We start from the raw sequence: 20,004 nt of genomic DNA, 5'->3' as shown, positions 1-20,004 counted from the left end.
ATTACGTTTTCTTTATTTATATCAACACTGCATTTATCTAATTATTTATAATTTTCCACTTAACCCCCGTTCAACGGATTATTTTAAAAAAGCACCTGAATCCCCTGTGTCTCAAAAGGTTCAGGTGCTTAACGGCATTTTCCCCTATAAAAATTTTTTCCCCCGCTACCCGACCGCAGCCGGGCTTACCGCAGCAGCTTCCGGAAAGCATCGTCCGGTTCCTGGTTCAGCTTTTTCTTAAGTTCCTTTCTGTAAAGCTCATAATATTTTACGGCCAGCATCCGCTCATGGGCCAGCAGGAGAATTTCCACCAGATGGTAGTTCATTTCCCTGTGGAGCGGTTCCCTCATCAGCCCAGTCTTCAGCCAGCCGGCAGCCTTCTGAAAGTCTCCTGTCTCTTTGTAGAATTCCCCTATTTCAAGGAGCAGCCGGATAAACTGCTCCTCCAGAAGCAGACGTTTTCTTTCCACCCAACCGTATTCCCAGCCGGCAAGGTACTCTTTTGTATAAAGTCCGGCCGTTTCCTCATATTCCAGAATGTTTTCCTGTCCGGCGCCGCCGGGCTTTTCCGCAAAGGCACAGAATTTCAGGTAGTCGCAGGTGAGGGCTTCCAGGTTAAATTTGTAGCCTCCCCTGTCATAGGTGATGGGGATCTGGATTCCATAGGACAGCAACGCCTTCTTTACATAATGGAGGGTGGTGTTGAAATGGGCCAGGGCCCTGTCTCCGTCAAATTCCTCCCAGATGCCATCGAGGATTTCCCTCCGGCTGACGAAGGAGTCTCTTTTGTCAATCAGAAAAGCCAGAAGCTCTTCCGCTTTTTCGGTGCGAAACTTTATGCTTTCCCGTCCGGCTTTGACGCCGAATCTGCCGAAGCACCGGACCCGCATTTCTCCAGCAGGCACGGGCAGGCTTTTTCCTTCTATAATTCGATGCAGGGTTTCCCCCAATCTTTCCGCCGTCACCGGCTTCATCAGGTAATCCAGGGCATTCAGGCGGAAGGCCTCTACCGCGTATTGGTTATAAGCCGTGACAAAGATCACGGCAGCCTCCCCCTGCAGGTCCATGATGCGGCTGGACAGCTCCATGCCGTCCATTTCCGGCATCTCTATATCCAGGAATACGGCATCGACCTTGTTTTCTTTTAGAAACTCCAGTGCTTCCAAGGGCTCGGTGAACCTTCCTTCCACCGCTGCCAGGCCGCTGTCCCTGAGCAGTCTTTCCATCTTGTCGATAGCGAGCTGTTCATCGTCTACAATGATCGTTCTGATCAACTCAAATCACCTCCGGCGGGACAATATAGGCTACCCGGGTGCCCTTGCCGGGGACACTTTCTATGGTAAGCCCTTTCCCTAATAATTTTTTCAGTCTCCTGTCCGTATTCCAGAGGCCGATTCCCTGCCCTGCCGGCCCCGTCAGCAGTTCTGCCAGCTTGTCTTCGGGGATGCCCTTCCCGTCGTCCTCCACCGTCACCCGTACGCCTTCGGTCACCTTTTTTACCGATATGGTGACGGTACCTTTGCCCCCCTTTTTTCTGAGGCCATGACTGATGGCGTTTTCTACCAGGGGCTGTATGGAAAGCAAGGGTATCCTGATCTTTACGGTATGGTCCATATCAAACTCCACCCGGAGCTTGTCCCCGAACCGGGCCCTTTCTATCTCCACATAGGAGCTGACCAGGCTCATTTCCCTTTCAATGGGCACATACATCTCAAGACTCTTGAAATCAAAGCTTTCCCGGAGATAAGTGGAAAAAACGTCGATGAGCCGCTGGGCGCGCCCCGGATCACTGTCGCAGAGGGCGGAAATGGCGTTTAAGGTGTTGAAAAGGAAGTGGGGCTTGATCTGCGCCTGCATGAAGGCTACTTCTGCGGCCATCGCCTTGTCCACCGAGGCTTTCAGCTCGGTAAGGGTCCTGACTCTCGCCAGCAGTTCCTCGGGCTCAAAAGGTTTGGGGAGGTAATCATTGGCCCCCGCCTCAAAGCCCATGACAATATCTTCGGTGGTGGCCTTGGCGGTCAGCATCAGCACGGGCAGCTCGAAAATTGACCTGCTTTCCCTGAGCCTCCGGCACACCTCATAGCCGGACATCTCCGGCATCATCACGTCCAGCACCATCAGAGAATAATCCTTATGCCGGTCCAACTCCGCCAGGGCGGCCTTGCCGCTGCTTACCGCAATAACCCCATGGCCGCCCAGCCTTAATATGGCTGCAGCGGCCTGCAGATTGACCGGGTCGTCGTCTACCAGAAGGACCCGGGTGCTTTCTTCCAACCTTTCGATGCTGGCAGAGACTTCCTCAAGGGGTGCGCCCAATTCCTGCGCCATTCTGCCCGGTCCCTTGGCCTCCGCGGCAGGTTCCGCCCCTTTCTGCAGCCCATCGGCCAAGGGCAGTGTAAAATAGAACCGGGAGCCCTCACCCGGGTGGGATTCCACCCGGATGCTGCCTCCCTGCAATTCTACAAGCTGCTTCGTGATGGAAAGGCCCAGACCGGTTCCTCCATGCCGGCGCGTCAGGGAAGTATCCACCTGTTCAAAGGATTTGAAGATGTCCTCCAGCCTGTCTGACCGGATACCTTCCCCCGTATCGCTGACGCGGATTTCCAGCATCTTTTCCCTTTTTATTGCTGAAAGCCGGATATAGCCTCTGGCGGTAAATTTCACCGCATTGCCTACCAGGTTGTACAGTATTTGCACCACCCGGTTTTCGTCTGCCAGAACGGGAGGAAGTCCTTCCGGAATTTCGGCAATGATTTCGTATTCCTTGGACCGGTTCAGCTGTTTAAAAACATTTACCACGGTATGGATCAAACCCTCGATTTGGATGGGCCGGATGTTGAGCAGAATATCTCCGTTTTTCATTTTGGAATAATCCAGGATATCATTGACCAGATTGGCAAGCCTCCTGCTGCTGCCTGCGATCATGGACAGGCTTTGTTTTTGCCGTTCGTCCAGCTGGCCGTCGCTTCCCTTGAGCATGGCCTCCGTAATACCGAGGATGCCGTTTAAAGGTGTACGTAGTTCATGGGAAGTGTTGGCAAGAAATTCATCCTTGATCTTGTCCAGCTTCAGGAGCTTCTGAGACAGGGCGCGGACATCCTTGAACGCCTCCGCGAACCTTCTGGAAAGGACAAAGGACTGTAAAAACAGCAGGATGAATAAGCCCAATGGCACCAGTTCGCCCACGTTGCTGACGATGATATTATCCTGGTACAGCATGTCATATACCGCACATATGATTAACGCCAGCGCTCCCAGCAGCACGGTTATGGAGTCTTTTTTTCCCTTCAGGAACGCCATACACAAGGTGACTATAGAATACATGCCAATGAGAATTGCGGCGATCTGAATGTAATAGACCAAGCCGGTGTAAAAGGAAATCGGGGTCAGCAAGAAAAGCAGTGTCATGGCTGCCGCATAAGCGAATACCACTTTCAAGACCCTTCTAGAGTTTTCTTCCGGAAACAATGTTCCGATCATAAAGGCGGCAGAAACAGGAAAGTAGCACACAGTCATATATTCGATAGTGACAATAGCATGGTAACTTATAAAGGGAATCAGCTTGTAAATCAAATAGTCCCCATATACCACGATCCGGCTTGCAAATATCACACACATAAATACGAAATACAAACTGCTCTTATCCTCACGCCGCAGTAAAAAAATGCTCAGGTAATAGAGTGCCATCACAGATAAAGCGCCGAATAAAAACAAATCCTTGTTCACAATGGTTCTGTCCATGCTGTGGATTTGCTCCGGCGTACCGAGACTGAGGGCGTACCACATGCCTCCCCGGGAATAAATGAAGTTGGCGATATGTACGATAATCTCAAAGCTGGTTCCGGGAGGAGTAAACTCCACTACTTGAGGCCGGTATTCCGGCGCATAGTTTTCCTTGCTGGTACCGACCTTACCATTAGAGGAAAGAAGACGGTCGTTGATATATAATTCATAGGCTGTGGAATAGGGGGGAACTCTCATGGCCAGGGGCTTGCCTTCCGGGGCGTTCACCACCTTTACAACGTAAGTGCCGTAGCCTATGCCAGGTAGCTTTTGGCCGTCTATCTTAGATTTATTCCATTCTCCCGGCACAGCTGCCGCCAGGTCGGGTTCAGGTCTGCCGGAGGCAATTTCCTGATAGGACAAGAATCGTTTCCAGTAAAAATCCCATTGTCCCCTTAGGCTCAAAGCCCCATCCTGCTCCGGTTCCCAACCTTGCAGGTCCAATATTCCATTCTCAGGATGGTTCCGGTTGGTATCCGGCTTTGACAAGCTGAATATGAAAATGGCGGCAATGATAGAGATCATCACACCGGACAGCATCAACATACGCTTTTTATTTATTCTATCTTCCACCCTGTCCACCTCTCTCATTCCCGTGGCAATACTGGAATGTCCCCAAGTATGCGGGGGACCTGCGCCAAATTAGTCTGGTTAAAACTATTTTGCCCACCCGACTTTTTGACTTAAAGCCACTATTATTCGATTTGCAGCTTAATTATATCGTCAAAGGATATAAACATAAACACAAATAACTTCTCCTGTTAATGTTATTATACAGGTTCCCACTCAACCACAGCTTAACTGATTTTAGCGCCAAAAATACATTTAATCCTTACTGCCGAAGGGCACGATGGAATATTCCAACAGGATGGGCAGAATTAAATTTTTCCTGGTACAGAAAAAAAGTAAGGCGGGAATCTCCCGCCTTGTGTCTTTGCCATATTATGCCGTTGTCTCTTGTTTTCCGTCTCCCGGACAAAATTCCTTGACAACTTTTCCTTCAATAATATGCTCCTCCACGATGCGCCGGGCTTTCTCCGGCGTTACATGGACATAGGTTGTTTTCCCTTTTCCCGGTTTGATCACCTCTACCATAGGTTCCCATTTGCACAATCCCATACAACCGGTTTTTACAAGCTGGGCATCTTCTATACCCCAGTCATCTAATTCCTCAGCCAGGGTTTGAAAAACCTCTTCCGCACCGGCCGCTATCCCACAGGTTCCCATCCCCACCATGATTCTGGTCTCCTGGTTTTCTCTTCTTTGTCTCATTTGATTAACCGGTATCTCGATTTTTTCACTTAATGTGATCATCGAACTCATTTTTATCCCCCCACTCATCTACCTCAAAACTTTCCCTTATCACAAGGACTCTCCGCAATGGATTCCTGACAAGCTTTCATTTAGAAGCATTCATTTAGAAGCTTTCATCTACTTTCCCATTGTTATTTTTAGCAAGATTTATGCCAAGAATTTTCCTTCCTTCCCCCCCAGGATCTTTACCCATCGACGCTTAAAGCAATTGTCAAATGTCCTATTTTCCGAACAAATAATTTTTCTTCGTTCAAAATAACGATCTGGTTCCGCGCCTATCTGTTTGGAATTTCTGGCACTCTATTCCATAAATTCTAATTTTCGAACTTGTTCAATTTTTAGAACATATCCTCATTCGGTTTTTGGAATAGACAGAGTAAAATATATGTTACCTTTATGGAATCACTCTGTCCGGATTGATTCTACTGTTTAGGTTTCTTTTCCCGGGCAATTTCTTCGGCTAATTCATTCAGGTAAGTCCAGCGTTCCATCTTTTCCGCCAGTTGTTGTTCCAGTTCCTCCTGTTTCTTGAGCAAATCCTGAAGCAGTATAAAATCGCTGCCCGCGGCATTGATTCTTTCCTGGACCTCTTTTAATTCATTTTCCATCCCGGTAATCACGTCGTCAATCTCTTCATATTCCTTTTGCTCTTTGTAGGTGAATTTAAGGGTCGCCTGCTTGTTTTTAAAATTCTTCTCCTTGTTCTCCCTTTTATCCGGGGGAAGCTTTTCCGTCCCCTTCCCCCCGCGCCGGACAAAATCCTGATAGTCCGAATAGTTGCCCACGTAAGGCAGAACCACACCGTGATCCTGAAAAGCAAATATCTGCTCCACCACCCGGTCAAGAAAATACCGGTCATGGGAGACTGCAATCACCACGCCGGGAAAATCATCCAGATAATCTTCCAGGATGGTGAGGGTTGTGGTGTCTAAATCGTTGGTTGGCTCATCCAACAATAATACGTTGGGAGCCCCCATCAGTACACGCAATAAATAGAGCCTCCTTTTTTCTCCTCCGGACAGTTTCCCGATCGGTGTCCACTGAACCCGGGAGGAAAAAAGAAAACGTTCCAGCATTTGGGCTGCGCTGATGATTCTACCATCGGAAGTAGATATTTGCTCCCCTTCTTCTTTGATATAATCGATCACACGCAGGTTTTCATCCATCTCCTGATTTTCTTGGGAAAAATAGCCCAGTTTCACGGTCTGTCCTTTTTCCGCCTTTCCTTGATCAGGGCTCAGTCTCCCGGAAATGATATTTAAAAGCGTGGTTTTACCAATGCCATTGGGCCCGATAATGCCGATCCGGTCCCGGCGGGAGAAAACAAAACTGAAATCATCGATCACCTTTTGGGCGCCAAAACTTTTTGAGACATGGGCCAGTTCAAATACTTTTTTGCCCAGACGGGTTGCACCGGCAGATATTTCAAAACTTTCCCGCCCAGTTTCCCCCATCCCTTCTTTCAGCTTTTCGAACCTGTCGATCCTTGCTTTTTGCTTGGTAGTCCGGGCTTTCGCGCCTTTGCGGATCCAGGCTAATTCACGGCGATAAAGGTTTTCCCGTGATCTTTCCGCCGCCAGCTCCTGTTCTTCCCGGTCCACTTTTTTCTCCAGAAACATGCTGTAACTGCCTGAATAGGTATAGAGTTTTCCCCGGTCCAGCTCAATAATGCGGTTAGCGACCCGGTCCAAGAAATAGCGGTCGTGGGTCACCATTAAAAGGGCCCCTTTCCGCCTGTTCAAATATTCTTCCAGCCAGTCTACCGTTTCATTGTCAATATGGTTGGTCGGCTCATCCAGAATCATTAAGTCGGCCGGGTTGATCAAAACAGCGGCTAGAGCAATTCTTTTTCTTTGTCCCCCGGATAAGCTTCCTACTTTGGCCTCAAAATTAAAGATCCCCAGCCGGGTCAAAACGGTTTTAGCTTCACTCTCCATATTCCAGGCGTTCATCTGATCCATCTGCTGATTCAATGCCAGTAATTTCTTTTGCCAAGCACCAGAGTCCATGCTATGGTTTGCTTTTTCTAAGGCATTTTCGTACGCTTTCAACAATGTCATCATGGGAGAATCGCCTTTAAAGATTTGCTGGAGCACAGTTGCCTCAGGATCAAAAGAGGGGTCCTGGGGCAAATATTCCATCCGGAGATTATTTCCTACCGTAAGCCTCCCTTTGTCCGGAGCCTCGATCCCGGCTATAACTTTCAGTAAGGTTGACTTCCCTGTCCCGTTCACGCCAATCAAGCCTATTTTATCATTCTCCTCCATCCCGAAGGACGGAATATCGAATAATACCTTTTCACCATAGCTTTTGATCATGTTTTCCATCGAGAGTATATTCATGTGCCGTCTTCTGCCATCTCTTTCTTTTTGATATGATCTTATCCCGGTTTGCTCTCACGTATCCCCGTTTCAGATTTTGGGCACCAAAATCCGGGAAGGAGAGGGATGATGGTTTGCTGATTTTGCTATTCTCTTTTACTGATCAATTTCCTGCCGCGGGGATCCTTAATTTCTCTCATTTACCCTATTCATAGGGTTACAGGTCTTCCCTCCTTACCGGGTTGCTTTTTTCCCAAAAAAGAATAAAATAGGAAACGTGTTAGGCAAAATTGGCAGATGCAAAGATTTCTCTTTGTAACATGGTTGAAACATTTCATTGGTACAATGGGTTTAGATTCCTGTCGTAAAATACTTTCGAACTTTAAAATATCTGATAAAGGAGAAATTAGACGGTGCTAAAGGGAAAAAGAAAAATTTATCTTTTCATGCTGCTGATGATTCTGGGAATGGTAGTGGCTCTAGGCAGCGCATGCTCAAATGAAGTTGTGGCTCGTGTAGACGGTGATCCTGTAACCAAAGAGGAACTGTATGACAGTTTAGTTAAACAGAATGGCCAGGAGGTATTGGATTCTTTAATTGCAGATAAAATAAGGGAAAAAGAGGTTCAGAAAAATAAAGTTTCCGTAACGGACAAAGAAATCGAAGAAGAAGTACAAAAATTAACGGACCAATATGGCGGGCAGGAAGCATTTAACCAAACACTGGCAATGTACGGTCTTTCTTTGGATGATGTGAAAAAAGACGTCAAGTCCAGCATGGAAGTGAAAAAGCTTCTGGAACCTCAAATTTCCATATCCGAAGAGGAAATAAACAATTATTTTACGGAAAACAAAGCCCAATTTGCCCAACAAGAACAGGTGCAGGTACGCCATATTCTGGTGGAAAGTGAAGATACCGCCAAAGAAGTGAAAGCAAAATTAGCCGCCGGAGGAGACTTTGCCGAACTGGCGAAAAAATATTCTATCGATACCAGCAATAAGGATCAGGGAGGAGAACTGGGCTTTATCTCCCGCGGCCAAATGGTGGCGGAATTTGAGGAGGCTGCCTTCTCTCTGGGTGTAGGTAAAATCAGTGATCCGGTAAAAACCGAATACGGCTATCACATTATCCAGGTGGAAAATAGGAAAGAAGCACAGGATGGTAAACTGGCAGACCACAAAGATGAAATTAAAGATACCTTATTAAACGAAAAAATACAAAGCAAATACAGCAGCTGGATGGACGAAAAATATAAGGAATATGCGGTGGAAAACTTCCTGGAAAAAAAGTAACCTTTGGAAACTAAAATTGCCGAAACAAAGGGAATGTTTCATATTTCGTGTAATTAGTTATCCCTAACAAGGTTTAAGACCTTGCAATAATGGGTAAAATTGTAGTACAGCCAGAGGGACAAGGCTCTGCCGGAGGGCAACCTGAGGATCTGACTGTGGAACTCAAGCAATGGAAAATGCAGTCTTAAAAGGGGCTGCTTTTTCATTGCTTAGATTCCCAACCCGAAAAACTCCGGAGGTTTCGGGGGCAGAGCCCCCGAAGAGCTATGCGCTTTTGTTGCCCGACAGACGTTCCTCAAAGAAAATAGACATCTGTCCCATTATTATTCCCCAATCGCGCATGGGTAATCCCCATTTTTTCTCAATTTCCATAATAGATAGGTAAACTGATTTCTTGAGCGCCTCATCGCCGGGGAAGGTGGTCTTGGTTTTGGTAAATTTCCGGAGCATTCGATGAAATCCTTCTACGGCATTTGTCGTATAAATCAGCCTTCTGACATTCTCCGGATACTTAAAATATACCGAAAGCTCGCTCCAGTTATCTCGCCATGACTTTGAGATTTGAGGATATTTTTTGCCCCATTTCTCCCCAAATTCCTCAAGATGATAAAGGGCGTCCTCCTCACAGGGAGCCTGATAGACTGTCTTTAAATCCGCCATAATAGGTTTTAAATCTTTATAGGAAACATACTTTGTTGAGTTTCTGATTTGGTGGATGATACAAAGCTGTTGCTCAGTCTTCGGGAACACGCTGTTTATCGCCGTCGATAATCCGTTTAAATTGTCATGACACGCAATGAAAATGTCGTTGATGCCCCGGTTTTTCATCTCATTGACCACCGTTGCCCAAAAGCTTGCACTCTCATTTTCGCTGATCCAAATACCTAATATCTCTTTCCTGCCTTCCATGTTAATCCCTAATACTGTATAGGCACACTTGTTGATGATCTTGGCGTCCTTACGCACTTTGAAGACAATTCCATCAAAGAAAGTTACAGGATATATGCTCTCCAACGGTCTTGACTGCCACTCCATCAGCTGCGGCATGATTTTGTCTGTAATGCGACTGATCAGGGCCGGTGATGCGTCTACCCCATATATATCACGAAGGTGTGCCTCTATATCACGGGTAGACATCCCTTTTTGGTACATGGCTATCACTTGCTGCTCCAGATTGTTAGATTTTGTCTGATATTTCTCTATAAGCTGCGGTTCAAATTCTCCGTTTCGGTCTCGCGGAACCTTGATTTCCGTCTTTCCCATTTGCGTTTGAATCGTTTTTTGGTTGTAGCCGTTCCGGCTGTTTCCGCTCAGATCTCCTGCCGGACTGTGCTTATCGTATCCTAAATGCTCATCCATTTCTGCTTCCAGCATCTGCTCAATGGTTCCGCTGAACAGATTTTTCAGCATTGTATGGATGTCCTCCATGCTGCTGCATTCCTGCGCCAATAGTTTTACTAGTTCATTTGCTCTTTCGTTCATTGATAACATCTCCTTTGTGGTTATTATTACCAATTACACGAAAGTTTAAACGTCCTCGAAACAAATGAAAGACTCGCCTGCCGGCGAGTCTTTTTGGCGTAAAGATTGAGGTTTCTAAGATAATTCCAGAATTAATTCCCTAAAATCTTTGATGATCGTTTCCACTTCACATTCCCCTTTTTTTTCAATGATCTCTTCCATTCTTTTGTCGCTATAATAGTTATATTTGTCTAGGAACTCCTCAATGGCCTGCTGCTTCAAAAAATCTGCCACCCGGTAATAGCTGGCTAAAGCACAGGCCATAGCCGTATACATTCTTTTCTTGATAAAATCCGCATCCGCTACGCCGCCAAACCCAAACCGCCCGCAATGAAAGACATTACCTACCAGGAATTCGACTTCTACAGCAAAATCATCTACTTTCATAGACATATTCCCACCCCCTCTTTTTTTCCTAAATATATTTCTACAAAAGAAGGCAAAATCCTTAACAAAAATTCCCCCATCTTCTGACACTTTCCCGCCAAATCATGTATCCTTCGGCAAAAAAAAGACACAACAAAACCCTCCCTATCCCATCATCTTCCTTCCGTAAGACCGGAGAAGGATATTACCCTGCGATAACGAATACTAGGGAGAAAACAATACCGATCGATTACCGATAGATAAAAAATTTTGAAGGCAGGTAAGTGCTTTGCTCCAAATCATCACGGACAGTTCCTCAGATCTTCCTCCGGAACTGATCAAAAAGCATCATATTCATGTGGTCCCGCTCACAGTATACATGGACGGACAGGAATACACCGAAGGGGTCACGATCAAACCCCGGGATTTTGCGGAAAAGATGATCCATTCCCCGGTGCTGCCCAGGACCTCCCAGCCCTCGCCCGGTGCCTTTGCCCAGCTGTTTCAGGAGATTTCTCCTTTGGGGCCTCTCCTCTGTCTCACTCTGTCCTCCAAACTCAGCGGCACCTATCTCTCCGCATGCCAGGGAAAAGATATCTCCCGCAAAGATGTGGCCGTTTTTGACACCTTGTCCGGGTCCCTCGGCCACGGCATACAGATCCTTAAGACCGTCGAACTGGCCGCCCAAGGGCTGTCCCGGGAAGAAATCGTCAAAAAGCTTACCCTGTTCCGGTCGGAGATGAATATCTTCATCCTCTTGGATACACTGGAGAATATTGTAAAAGGAGGCCGTTTGAACAGGTTTACCGGGGCGCTGGCCAAAATTCTCGACATTAAGGTTCTGGCTCAGGGAGTAGAAGGGGCCGTAGAGGTGGTAGAAAAGATCCGGGGGAAAAAAAGGTTTTTGCAGAAAGTGGTGGAAACCATCACTCAAAGCCGGAGGGATTTTTCCGACCGGCTTTTAGGCATTACCCATGTAGATAATTGGGAAGACGCCAAATATTTAAAGGAGGCACTCATGGAAAAGGTCCACCCGAAAGAAGTGCTTTTGAATGAGATGGGGCCCACCATGGGGACCTATGCGGGAAAAGGAGGCATCATTATCGCAGTCTAACCCAGAGAGGATCTATTGAATAATTTCATGAACGGGATAAAAAACGGAAGAAATATTTGTCCAATAAAATCAGTAATAGGGCGGAAATGAACCAGGCCACAATGCCCAAAAGCAGCGATTGCCAAACCGGTAATTTTCCGATGGTAAAATATAGAGTGATTAAAAAGGCAATGGTTGTGGGAACGGCGCATATACTGACCAGAACCACCCTTTGCAGTTCCTGGCCTTCCATGGACAGGGAGAGGAAATAATAGCCCACAGTTGTAACGATGGGAAATAACACTGCTAACCCCGAAACATAGGGGTTTTTTGTTTTGCCCAGATAGCTGACAAGCAAGATCAGGCTTCCCCCTGCAATAAACCTGGAAACCGCTTCGGTAAGATTCATTTTTCTGCTCCTATCTTCCATCTTTTAGAATTTTAACGCCCAAATCCAAGTTGGTCAACCCCTTTGAGGAAAACCATTTGGGCAGAAAGGTGGTCTTGCCCGAATCATTTTGTCCTGCTATACCGATTTTGTCACCGGAATAGGCTTTTCATTCATCAAATTCTCTCATCCATCTATCCCCATCCTATTCGCACTATGGCCCCCCGGCAAAGGGAGCTTTTTCTGGCCAAGGTTGTCCCATAAAAGTGGAGCTACAGACGCTATTCCGGGAACATTTTGGGGCCTTCCCCAGTCAATCATGAAGGAGGTGTAACATGTTGAAAAAATTATCTTTATTCGTTTTATTGGGTGTTCTTTCCCTTGCTGTTTTTGCTTGCGCATGGATAGGTGACAATACAAAGCCCGGTGACCGTGAGGAGGAAATCAGAGAGGATAACCCGGACCGCCAAGAGAATGAGCCGGGCCATGCAGATCAGGAAAGGACGGGAAAAACCAGTTTGGGGGGAATCAGCCTGGGGGATTCCCGGGAAAAGGTGCAAAAAGTTTTGGGTGATCGGTTTACCGAGACGATAAACGAAGAACCTGGCTATTATGGGGAACCTCAGATCATCTGCCGTTATGACTCCGGCATCAACATCATGGTGGGGAAGGATTCCCAAAAAGTATTGGATGTTAGCGTGGATACCCCGGAATTCCCCCTTGATTCCGGCGTAAAAGTTGGCGACAATGGGCTGGAAGTATTAAAAAAATACCGGGCCCAGTATGATGAATTTCAGGGAGCAAACAGTGACGGAAAAATTACCGGCTGGTTTAAAATCGAAGATGAAAGTCTTTTAATCTTTGATTTTGACGGAAATAACGGCGCCCTAAAGCCAAGCGTGACGGACCGGTCCCTTGTCACAACCATCCGACTGGCCTATAGTAAGCATTTTGACTGATCTACACCTCTGGTCACCCTCCGGGTAGTTCCCCTTGCTGCCCAGACCGGGATGCGCCTTTCATGGCATCCTTTTTTCCTCTGTCCACCAGATCAGCCTGAAGGAGGGAAGGAATTGCGTTAAGGCAGGAAATCTGCGCAAATAATAAGGACAGCTCACACGATTTTACAAGGCGTGTCATATATTAATTCAAGGGGGGTGAGAAAAAATGGTGCGGCGGAGACGACATCAACTCAGGGCTATGACCACACAACCAGGTGCAGGAGGACGGCGATCCAGGGGAACCCAACCTGATCCGGCACCCAGGCAGCCCGCAGGAACGGGACGGCAGAAAAAATCCGGCTCTTCTTCCGGCATGTTCGGGTCCATTATGTCTTTAGTAAAAGGCAATAACCTCCAGGGCCTTTCCGGTCAAATACATGGCTTTGCAAACGGTATGGAAAAATTCGGCCAGATTGCATCGATCATGGGCCAAGTGGGCTTTTTAGGCGGCGGCGGGGGCCCGGGTAAAGGATTTAACTTTTTCAATATCCTGAAAAACGGTGATTCTCTGAACCATTTGATTCAAGCATTTTTACCTGCTTTGGGAGTTGCTGAACTGGCCGAAGAGGAAGAACAGCGCGAGGAAATTAAGGTTGAACCTATCAGCATAGAAACCCGCAAGAAAAAAAGTTAGAGAAAAATAGAAAACCTCGTCATGAGGCTTTCTATTTTTTTACTTTACTATTTATCAAAGCCATCCACGCACCTAGATCTTTTTCATTTTGTCCTCCAGCCAAAGGTGCATTAACCACGCCTCCAACATGTTTGAACTGGCAATTTCCGCAATCAGCTGGCTGCGCTTCTCCTGGTCTTGTTCCAGTTTGGTGACAAACTTTTGATATCCCTCATGGGATTTTTTTTCAATAAAGCTAAAGGTTTTGATCAAATCATGATCGGAACCGAGATTGATGGTGATCCCAAACAGTTTTCCAAGAATATCTCCCCCTTCGGCCAACAGGGAAACTTTCCCGCCCATGTTGAGAATCACGTTCTTAATCTTTTGGATGTGTTCCTCCTCTACTTCCGCAAAACGCCTGAATGTTCTTCTCATATCCTGATCCTGATGACGGTCAAAGTCCCGGTACATGCCAAGATGTCCATGCTCCAGGGTCATAATTTTATTCAGTTCTAAGAGCAATTGAGTATCGTCCAAGAGTATCACCTCTGCACAGATAGGATGGCCATTTTTGCCTTTTTCTATGTCATATTTCTGCACTCGTTTGAAATCGGCATATTCTATGACGCAATCGCCCTGGCCCGGGCGGGGTGCTTTAGGTGCCGTTAAGACTGAAGTGCATATAGTCGGCCCCATTGGACCAGTGCATGTCCGGGCTCCAGTGCCAGCCATACTTGTTGAACGCTTTCACCACATCTCCCCCGGGTGGAATAGAATAGGGATTTTCCCCCGGCTTCCACAGCTTTCCTGCTTGGATGGTGCCGTCCCGTGCCACAAAATAATTTTCATCGGGGTTGATATCAATGGCTAAGCCGCTGTTGTGCTGGGATGTTCCTCCCCGGTCGGAGTAACCGGAGCAGCTTTTGATGGGAAATTTTTCTTTTCCCTCGTAAATCTCCTGGAATATTTTTTTCACATCCTCTACCACATCCTGATGGACCGTCAAAGTGATGGTGGCCGGCTTTTTTGCCCCGGTTGACGACAACTGCCAGACCGGAACATCGACACTTGCCAGACGGACGCGACCTTCAGCGGCGCCGCTCACACGGGGGTCCGACCGGTCGCTGGAGGTCATTTCACGTTCCCTGGCCGCCGGCAAAACCACAAACTCCCGTCTCAGGGAAAACACGGAAGGATCACCGTCTTTATTTACCGGTACCACCTCTAAAACGGCATAAACTGTCTGCCTGTCGCTGCCGAAGACGGCATCAGCCGACCCGGTGGTGCTTGTCCGCAAATCCAGGCTATGATCGGTGATCCGGGCGGTATAAGCCAATGCTCCGTTTTTGGATATCTTGATGTCATAGGCGGAGGCAGAAGGTATCTCATTCCAGCTGAGATTGACCTGGCCTTTTGTGTAGAATGGGGAAATATGCATCCCCGACGGGGCAGGCAGGACGCATTCCGTAACCCCCGCCGCCCGGAGCCGGGATGCATCGCAGTATGCCAGTAAATTGAGCAGTAAGACCACTGCCTGCTCCCGCGTAAGATAGTCTTTGGGATTTAACGTGCCGTCACCTGTTCCCGCAATGATTCCCCGGGAATAGGCATCGGCCATGTATCTGCGCGCCCATCCGGAAAGCTGCTTGCTATCCTGGGCATAATCCTCAAGGATTTGGGCCGCTTGCTGCTCGTCCATCAAGGGCGCATCAGCCTGGAAAAGGAGGCGCAGCTTGCCGAACATAACGGCAGCCATCTCCCGGGTCAAGGGCAAATCGGGACCAAAAACACCGTCGGCTGTACCCTGTGTTAACCCCAACAGATATGCCTGTTCTACACTGGCACCCTGCTCATCGCTAAAGGGATGGGACTCAGGCACACCGGGCAGAGCATATTTAAAGATGCGGCAACTGTTGATCAGCAATGCACAAAAATCTTTCCTGGTGATTCGATCAGTAAATTTCCGGGCATCAAAATCATCTGGGATGAGACCTGCTGTTTGGGCAATCTCTATTTTTGATGACGACCAGGCACTGGGCTGGTATTGGGGAGAGGCTAATGCTGCCGGTGCCATGAAAAAAACCCCCAAAACTGAAACCAAAGCTGCTGCTGCAAGAGGTACTATTCCAGTTTTCACGATGATCATCCCTTCTCCCAAATATCTCTCTATATAAAAATAAGGCATCCTACCGGTTTGCCTGTATTGTGTTTTGCGGATCTTTTGGATGCCCCTTTTCATGCAAAAATCCCTTTTTTATATATTCGAAAGGAAAAGAGATTTTATGTCCCGGGGATGCATCTAAAAACTCAGATACTTTTTCTCTTTTTCAACGCAAAATTTTTCTGAAAATAGGGCAGGCAAAAAAGAAGGGTATTTTGTTCAATGATATTTCACGATGTATATTTTACCTATAGAATGCTATGATATAGAGGGAGCCGGCCTGGCAAAAACATGAAAAAGACGGTAGAACGCGGGCGGCAGGGATCGGGGATCAAGGGAAGAAATAACGCTTGTTCAGAAGGAAATAAGAACAGTTACTACTAAAAAATTTCATGAAAAAGGAGAGAAAGAAATGAACGAAACCTTGTACAATATTTTAACCAGAAGAAGTATCCGGCAGTATCAACAGAAACAGCTGAAAGACGAAGAAGTGCAGTCAATCCTGGAAGCAGGGCAATTCGCCCCCAGTGCCATGAATCAGCAATCCTGGCATATTACAGTCGTCCAAAGCAAAGAAATGCTGCAAAAGATCAACGGAACCTGCCGGGCCGTTTTTCTCAAGTCCGGGGTCAAGAATATGGAAGAACGGGGAAAGGCGGAAAACTTCAGTCCTTTTTATCATGCCCCCACCTTCATCATCGTCTGCGGGGAGGCGAATGCCATTGCCCCCCAAAATGACGGCAGCCTGGCCTTGGGAAATATGCTTCTTGCCGCTCATTCGTTAGGGATTGGTTCTTGCTGGATTCATGCCATGAACTACGTATTTTCCACAGAAGAGGGCAAAGCATTAAAGAAAGAGCTGGGTATTCCCGAAGGGTATGTTTCCGTTGGCGCGGCTGCCTTCGGTTATAAAGCCGGAGAGTCACCGGCTCCTGCTCCCCGAAAAGAAGGTACGGTACATATCATCAAATAATCCGTCTGATCATCCCCCAGAGAATTTCCGAAAAACCACATCTCCAAAAGTTAGGCTGATGAATGGGTCCCCATGGGATGGGGTTGTTCAGCAATGGAGGGAGAGAAATCTTCCCGGTTTATTTTAGCCGGGCAGGTTCCTGTCCCTTTCCTATTTCCGGGTGGCGGGAAAACAGCTCTGATTTATTGCCCGCGCCATAATTTACTCAGGTCTCTGGTTAATCGATGAATCTGCCTTGCCAAATCCATCGATAAAGTGCCGGTTCCGCAGCTGGGAGTAATCATACTCTGTTCGCTCAGCTTTTTGCTGTCCACGCCCCGTTTCACCAGATCATCCATATCCTGCTGCAACCGGTCCCACAAATTTGTTTCGGATAAATCGTTTAAATGCTCCAGCACTGTAGGCACGATCCCCCAGGCAAAAACGCCGCCCCGGTGCATAAAGCTTTTGATCAGATCCGGATAACTGGTCAGAGAAAGAAAATAGGTATAGGCATCAAAGCTGACAATATCTACCCCCGACTCCAACAAGATGGACCAGTCCATGGCGGCACAGGAATGGGTGCCTGTGACTGCCCCGGCTTCTTTGATCGGTTGATAAATGCTATTCAATTCAGGGATAATTTCTTCCTTTTTCAAGGTAATGTAGGAGGATTGTCCGGCAGCGCTCAGGCTGGGATCATCTACGAAGATCATCACCGGCAGTCCAAACCGTTTGAGTATTTTGGCCTGAGTTAACCCTTGCAGGGCCAGGGTTTTTATCAATACGTCACGCCCTTGGGGATGATAATAAACAGGCTTTTTATTTTGGTCCGTCAGCGTCAAGCCAACCGTCAAAGGACCGCTGATTTGACCCTTGAGATATTGGGCTGTACCCGTTCCCTTCTGTTCCAGATAACGCACATAAGCATAAAACCCGGAGGCCGATTCTTCCGGGAAACTAAAAAAATTGAGGGCGGTCTCGTCGCTCTCTAAAGCGGCTAAATACAGTTCATAAAAATCGGTGAGCTTGGCCGTCCAATCCTTGTCCTCTGTATCCAGAAAATACTTTCCTGCCCGATTCACCACTAAGCCGGTTTTTAAAAGGGGCCCCATAAACTGCATGAGAAACCCTTCCGCCTCCCCCCTGTTCGGCAACTGGGGCCAATAGGGCACCTCCGGGAAATAGGAAAAGACAAATTGAACGGCTTCATCCGGTACTTGGTGGGGAAGACTGCCCATACCGGTAGCCAGCCCCTTTGGCGTGAAATTCATGCTTTTTTCCTCCTGAGGATTATTGTTCACCGATTAGCTTTACTTCCGTTTCCAGCTCAACGTTGTACAGCCTTTTAACCTCTTTTTGAATATGCTTAATCAGATTAAGCACATCGTTTGTCGACGCCTGATGGGCATTGACAATAAATCCGGTATGTTTCAGGGAAACTTGGGCGCCGCCAATTTGATACCCGCGCAAATTGGCATCCTGGATCAGCTTTCCTGTGAAATAGCCTTCCGGTCTTTTAAAGACACTGCCGGCACTGGGATACTCCAGCGGTTGGCTTTGTTCCCTTTTCCGGGTCAGCTCTTGCATCAGGTCTTCAATCTCTTTCGGATCGCCTTTTTTCAGGCTGAACCTGGCCTTTAAGACAATGTCCCCATTGGTCTGAATGATACTTTTTCTGTATCCCAGATCCAACTCCTCCACTTTTCTGATCAATAGTTTCCCCTGGGCGGTCAATACCTGAACTTCTTCTAGAACACCTTTTATTTCTCCTCCATAGGCGCCCGCATTCATCACCGCGGCTCCGCCAACCGTACCGGGAATGCCGCAGGCAAATTCCAATCCGGACAATCCCTTCTTTTGCGCTTCTTTGGCCACATCCGCCAGTAACGCTCCTGCTTCCGCATCAATTTTTTCATTTTCTACGCTTATTCTTGATAAATTATTTTCGATTTTGATCACAACTTCTCTGATTCCTTTATCACTAACGAGCACATTGCTGCCATGGCCGATAATAAGATAGGGAATCTTCTCTTTCAATATATATTTCATCAAAAGCTGCAATTCATAGATGCTTTGAGGTTCAATCATTAAATCGGCCGTCCCGCCTGTTTTGAAGGTGGTATGATTTTTCATATCCACCTGCACAGCGGTCTTGGTCGCAACCAGGTTCCGGGTAATAAAATCGACAACCTTTTCCTGACGATTCATCCCATATTCCTCCATGTAACGGTAATAATTTGATAGTATGTCCCAACAGCCCGTCGGCCAGTCTGTTTACCAAGGAAAAGACCTCCGTCTTCATTAATTATGAATGATGGGATGATTTATGCCCATCAAGGAGTCCGGGAAGGAAAATTTTCCAAGGATATTAGGGATGGTTGGCTCTAAACCAGTCAATCAGGCTCCGGGAAATACTGATCTTGCCGGGAATGGGAGGAAGATCCCGGGCGGAAAACCACCCGGCCTCCAGAATTTCTTTTCCATCCGCCTGAAGTTCACCCCGGTGATACTCGGCCGTAAAAGCAATCATCAGCGAGTCCGGAAAAGGCCAGGGCTGGCTGCCGAAATAGCGAATATTTTTTACGTGCACATTTACTTCTTCCCAGACTTCCCTTTTCACACATTCCTCTAAGGATTCGCCGGGCTCCACAAAGCCTGCCAGGACACTGTAGAATTTAAAGGATCTTTGTTTGCTGCGGGCAAGCAAAATTTGATCCTCCTTCACCACTGCCACGATCACCGCCGGTGAGATCCGGGGATAATAAAACTGGCCGCAGCGGGGACAGACTTTGACATATTCACCGGTTCTTTTTTCCACCGGTGCCCCGCAATGTCCGCAGTACAAATGGGTACGGTCCCAGTTCATGATCTGAATCGCCCGGCCTGCCAGTGCGAACCAGGTATCTTCCACCAAGCCATAAAGCCCGCGCAAATCATAAAAGGTCATTCCCTCAGGAGCCGAAAGATGCTCCGGCAATTCCGCCGAATAGCAGGGACACCCGTCCAATCTGCCCAGATATTGTTTCCGGATCATTTCCTTCCGGAAGGAAGAAAGATCATGCATGCGCGGGATGATCACCTGATGATCCAGTGTTTTCGTCAACAGCATTTTGTTTGCAAAGGCAAAACAAAATTCTTCTCCTGTTTCCGGAAGCAGGGCATCGGTTTCTGCTACAAAGTTCATGTCTCCGTC

17 protein-coding genes are annotated in these 20,004 nt (G+C 47.4%); 5 read left to right on the top strand and 12 right to left on the bottom strand.

The window, feature by feature from the left end; all coding sequences use genetic code 11:
- Positions 1-185: 185 nt before the first annotated feature.
- The 4 genes from DCMF_RS20825 to DCMF_RS20810 all read right to left on the bottom strand — a co-directional run bounded on the left by DCMF_RS20825 (position 186) and on the right by DCMF_RS20810 (position 7,439).
- Positions 186-1,274: a response regulator gene (locus DCMF_RS20825; protein WP_148136206.1), complete on the bottom strand. Its 1,089-nt coding sequence runs from the start codon at positions 1,272-1,274 to the stop codon at positions 186-188.
- A 1-nt stretch (position 1,275) separates the two neighbouring features.
- On the bottom strand, positions 1,276-4,356 hold the full coding sequence (locus tag DCMF_RS20820; RefSeq protein ID WP_214658785.1) for an ATP-binding protein: 3,081 nt from the start codon (positions 4,354-4,356) through the stop codon (positions 1,276-1,278).
- 369 nt (positions 4,357-4,725) lie between these two features.
- On the bottom strand, positions 4,726-5,106 hold the full coding sequence (locus DCMF_RS20815) for a (2Fe-2S) ferredoxin domain-containing protein (RefSeq protein ID WP_236860078.1): 381 nt from the start codon (positions 5,104-5,106) through the stop codon (positions 4,726-4,728).
- Between the two features lie 413 nt (positions 5,107-5,519).
- Positions 5,520-7,439 (bottom strand): ABC-F family ATP-binding cassette domain-containing protein, encoded by a 1,920-nt coding sequence (locus tag DCMF_RS20810; RefSeq protein WP_148136204.1) that lies wholly within the window; start codon positions 7,437-7,439, stop codon positions 5,520-5,522.
- A gap of 392 nt (positions 7,440-7,831) precedes the next feature.
- On the opposite strand from DCMF_RS20810, the gene DCMF_RS20805 reads away from it, so the two are divergent.
- Positions 7,832-8,710 (top strand): peptidylprolyl isomerase, encoded by an 879-nt coding sequence (locus DCMF_RS20805; protein WP_214658784.1) that lies wholly within the window; start codon positions 7,832-7,834, stop codon positions 8,708-8,710.
- Between the two features lie 264 nt (positions 8,711-8,974).
- On the opposite strand, the gene DCMF_RS20800 is transcribed toward DCMF_RS20805, so the two are convergent.
- Complete coding sequence (locus tag DCMF_RS20800) at positions 8,975-10,192, bottom strand: IS256 family transposase (protein WP_148136054.1); 1,218 nt, start codon at positions 10,190-10,192, stop codon at positions 8,975-8,977.
- Positions 10,193-10,306: 114 nt separating this feature from the next.
- Positions 10,307-10,624, bottom strand: a complete 318-nt coding sequence (locus tag DCMF_RS20795; RefSeq protein WP_148136203.1) for a hypothetical protein — start codon at positions 10,622-10,624, stop codon at positions 10,307-10,309.
- A gap of 262 nt (positions 10,625-10,886) precedes the next feature.
- Between DCMF_RS20795 and DCMF_RS20790 the strand changes: the two genes are divergently transcribed.
- Positions 10,887-11,711 carry a DegV family protein gene (locus DCMF_RS20790; RefSeq protein ID WP_148136202.1) on the top strand — a complete coding sequence of 275 codons (825 nt, stop codon included), beginning with the start codon at positions 10,887-10,889 and terminating at the stop codon, positions 11,709-11,711.
- 25 nt (positions 11,712-11,736) lie between these two features.
- Here DCMF_RS20790 and DCMF_RS20785 read toward each other — a convergent pair whose 3' ends face one another.
- On the bottom strand, positions 11,737-12,099 hold the full coding sequence (locus DCMF_RS20785; protein WP_214658783.1) for a GlpM family protein: 363 nt from the start codon (positions 12,097-12,099) through the stop codon (positions 11,737-11,739).
- 314 nt (positions 12,100-12,413) lie between these two features.
- Here DCMF_RS20785 and DCMF_RS20780 point away from each other — a divergent pair, with 314 nt between their 5' ends.
- Together DCMF_RS20780 and DCMF_RS20775 are read left to right on the top strand one after the other, a co-directional pair.
- Positions 12,414-13,037, top strand: a complete 624-nt coding sequence (locus DCMF_RS20780) for a hypothetical protein (protein WP_148136200.1) — start codon at positions 12,414-12,416, stop codon at positions 13,035-13,037.
- 208 nt (positions 13,038-13,245) lie between these two features.
- A complete protein-coding gene (locus DCMF_RS20775; protein ID WP_214658782.1) occupies positions 13,246-13,713 on the top strand; it encodes a hypothetical protein in 468 nt (155 codons plus the stop codon).
- Between the two features lie 72 nt (positions 13,714-13,785).
- On the opposite strand, the gene DCMF_RS20770 is transcribed toward DCMF_RS20775, so the two are convergent.
- Together DCMF_RS20770 and DCMF_RS20765 are read right to left on the bottom strand one after the other, a co-directional pair.
- Positions 13,786-14,232 (bottom strand): ferritin-like domain-containing protein, encoded by a 447-nt coding sequence (locus DCMF_RS20770; RefSeq protein WP_148136198.1) that lies wholly within the window; start codon positions 14,230-14,232, stop codon positions 13,786-13,788.
- Between the two features lie 118 nt (positions 14,233-14,350).
- Positions 14,351-15,769, bottom strand: coding sequence for an S-layer homology domain-containing protein (locus tag DCMF_RS20765; RefSeq protein WP_214658781.1), 1,419 nt, complete (start codon positions 15,767-15,769; stop codon positions 14,351-14,353).
- Positions 15,770-16,268: 499 nt separating this feature from the next.
- On the opposite strand from DCMF_RS20765, the gene DCMF_RS20760 reads away from it, so the two are divergent.
- Entirely contained in the window at positions 16,269-16,829 is a 561-nt protein-coding gene (locus DCMF_RS20760; RefSeq protein WP_148136196.1) for a nitroreductase family protein, read from the top strand.
- Positions 16,830-17,011: 182 nt separating this feature from the next.
- Here the strand turns inward: DCMF_RS20760 and DCMF_RS20755 are convergent, their stop codons facing one another.
- From DCMF_RS20755 to nudC, 3 genes are all read right to left on the bottom strand, one after another.
- Complete coding sequence (locus tag DCMF_RS20755) at positions 17,012-18,082, bottom strand: uroporphyrinogen decarboxylase/cobalamine-independent methonine synthase family protein (protein WP_148136195.1); 1,071 nt, start codon at positions 18,080-18,082, stop codon at positions 17,012-17,014.
- 19 nt (positions 18,083-18,101) lie between these two features.
- Positions 18,102-19,019 (bottom strand): UDP-N-acetylmuramate dehydrogenase, encoded by a 918-nt coding sequence (gene murB / locus DCMF_RS20750; RefSeq protein ID WP_148136194.1) that lies wholly within the window; start codon positions 19,017-19,019, stop codon positions 18,102-18,104.
- A gap of 160 nt (positions 19,020-19,179) precedes the next feature.
- On the bottom strand, positions 19,180-19,995 hold the full coding sequence (gene nudC, locus DCMF_RS20745; RefSeq protein ID WP_148136193.1) for an NAD(+) diphosphatase: 816 nt from the start codon (positions 19,993-19,995) through the stop codon (positions 19,180-19,182).
- Positions 19,996-20,004 lie beyond the last annotated feature (9 nt).

It is taken from the genome of Candidatus Formimonas warabiya (genome assembly GCF_002777255.1).
Lineage (GTDB): Bacteria > Bacillota > Dehalobacteriia > Dehalobacteriales > Dehalobacteriaceae > Formimonas > Formimonas warabiya.
This window is presented reverse-complemented; position numbering and strand designations above follow the sequence as displayed.

What these genes read in the sequence shown, in the direction of transcription:
- DCMF_RS20815 (WP_236860078.1), bottom strand. Translation starts at nt 5,106, where the DNA reads ATGAGTTCGATGATCACATTAAGTGAAAAAATCGAGATACCGGTTAAT.
- DCMF_RS20810 (WP_148136204.1), bottom strand. Translation starts at nt 7,439, where the DNA reads ATGAATATACTCTCGATGGAAAACATGATCAAAAGCTATGGTGAAAAG.
- DCMF_RS20800 (WP_148136054.1), bottom strand. Translation starts at nt 10,192, where the DNA reads ATGAACGAAAGAGCAAATGAACTAGTAAAACTATTGGCGCAGGAATGC.
- DCMF_RS20795 (WP_148136203.1), bottom strand. Translation starts at nt 10,624, where the DNA reads ATGTCTATGAAAGTAGATGATTTTGCTGTAGAAGTCGAATTCCTGGTA.
- DCMF_RS20785 (WP_214658783.1), bottom strand. Translation starts at nt 12,099, where the DNA reads ATGAATCTTACCGAAGCGGTTTCCAGGTTTATTGCAGGGGGAAGCCTG.
- DCMF_RS20780 (WP_148136200.1), top strand. Translation starts at nt 12,414, where the DNA reads ATGTTGAAAAAATTATCTTTATTCGTTTTATTGGGTGTTCTTTCCCTT.
- DCMF_RS20775 (WP_214658782.1), top strand. Translation starts at nt 13,246, where the DNA reads ATGGTGCGGCGGAGACGACATCAACTCAGGGCTATGACCACACAACCA.
- DCMF_RS20765 (WP_214658781.1), bottom strand. Translation starts at nt 15,769, where the DNA reads ATGGCACCGGCAGCATTAGCCTCTCCCCAATACCAGCCCAGTGCCTGG.
- DCMF_RS20760 (WP_148136196.1), top strand. Translation starts at nt 16,269, where the DNA reads ATGAACGAAACCTTGTACAATATTTTAACCAGAAGAAGTATCCGGCAG.
- DCMF_RS20755 (WP_148136195.1), bottom strand. Translation starts at nt 18,082, where the DNA reads ATGAATTTCACGCCAAAGGGGCTGGCTACCGGTATGGGCAGTCTTCCC.
- murB (WP_148136194.1), bottom strand. Translation starts at nt 19,019, where the DNA reads ATGAATCGTCAGGAAAAGGTTGTCGATTTTATTACCCGGAACCTGGTT.
- nudC (WP_148136193.1), bottom strand. Translation starts at nt 19,995, where the DNA reads ATGAACTTTGTAGCAGAAACCGATGCCCTGCTTCCGGAAACAGGAGAA.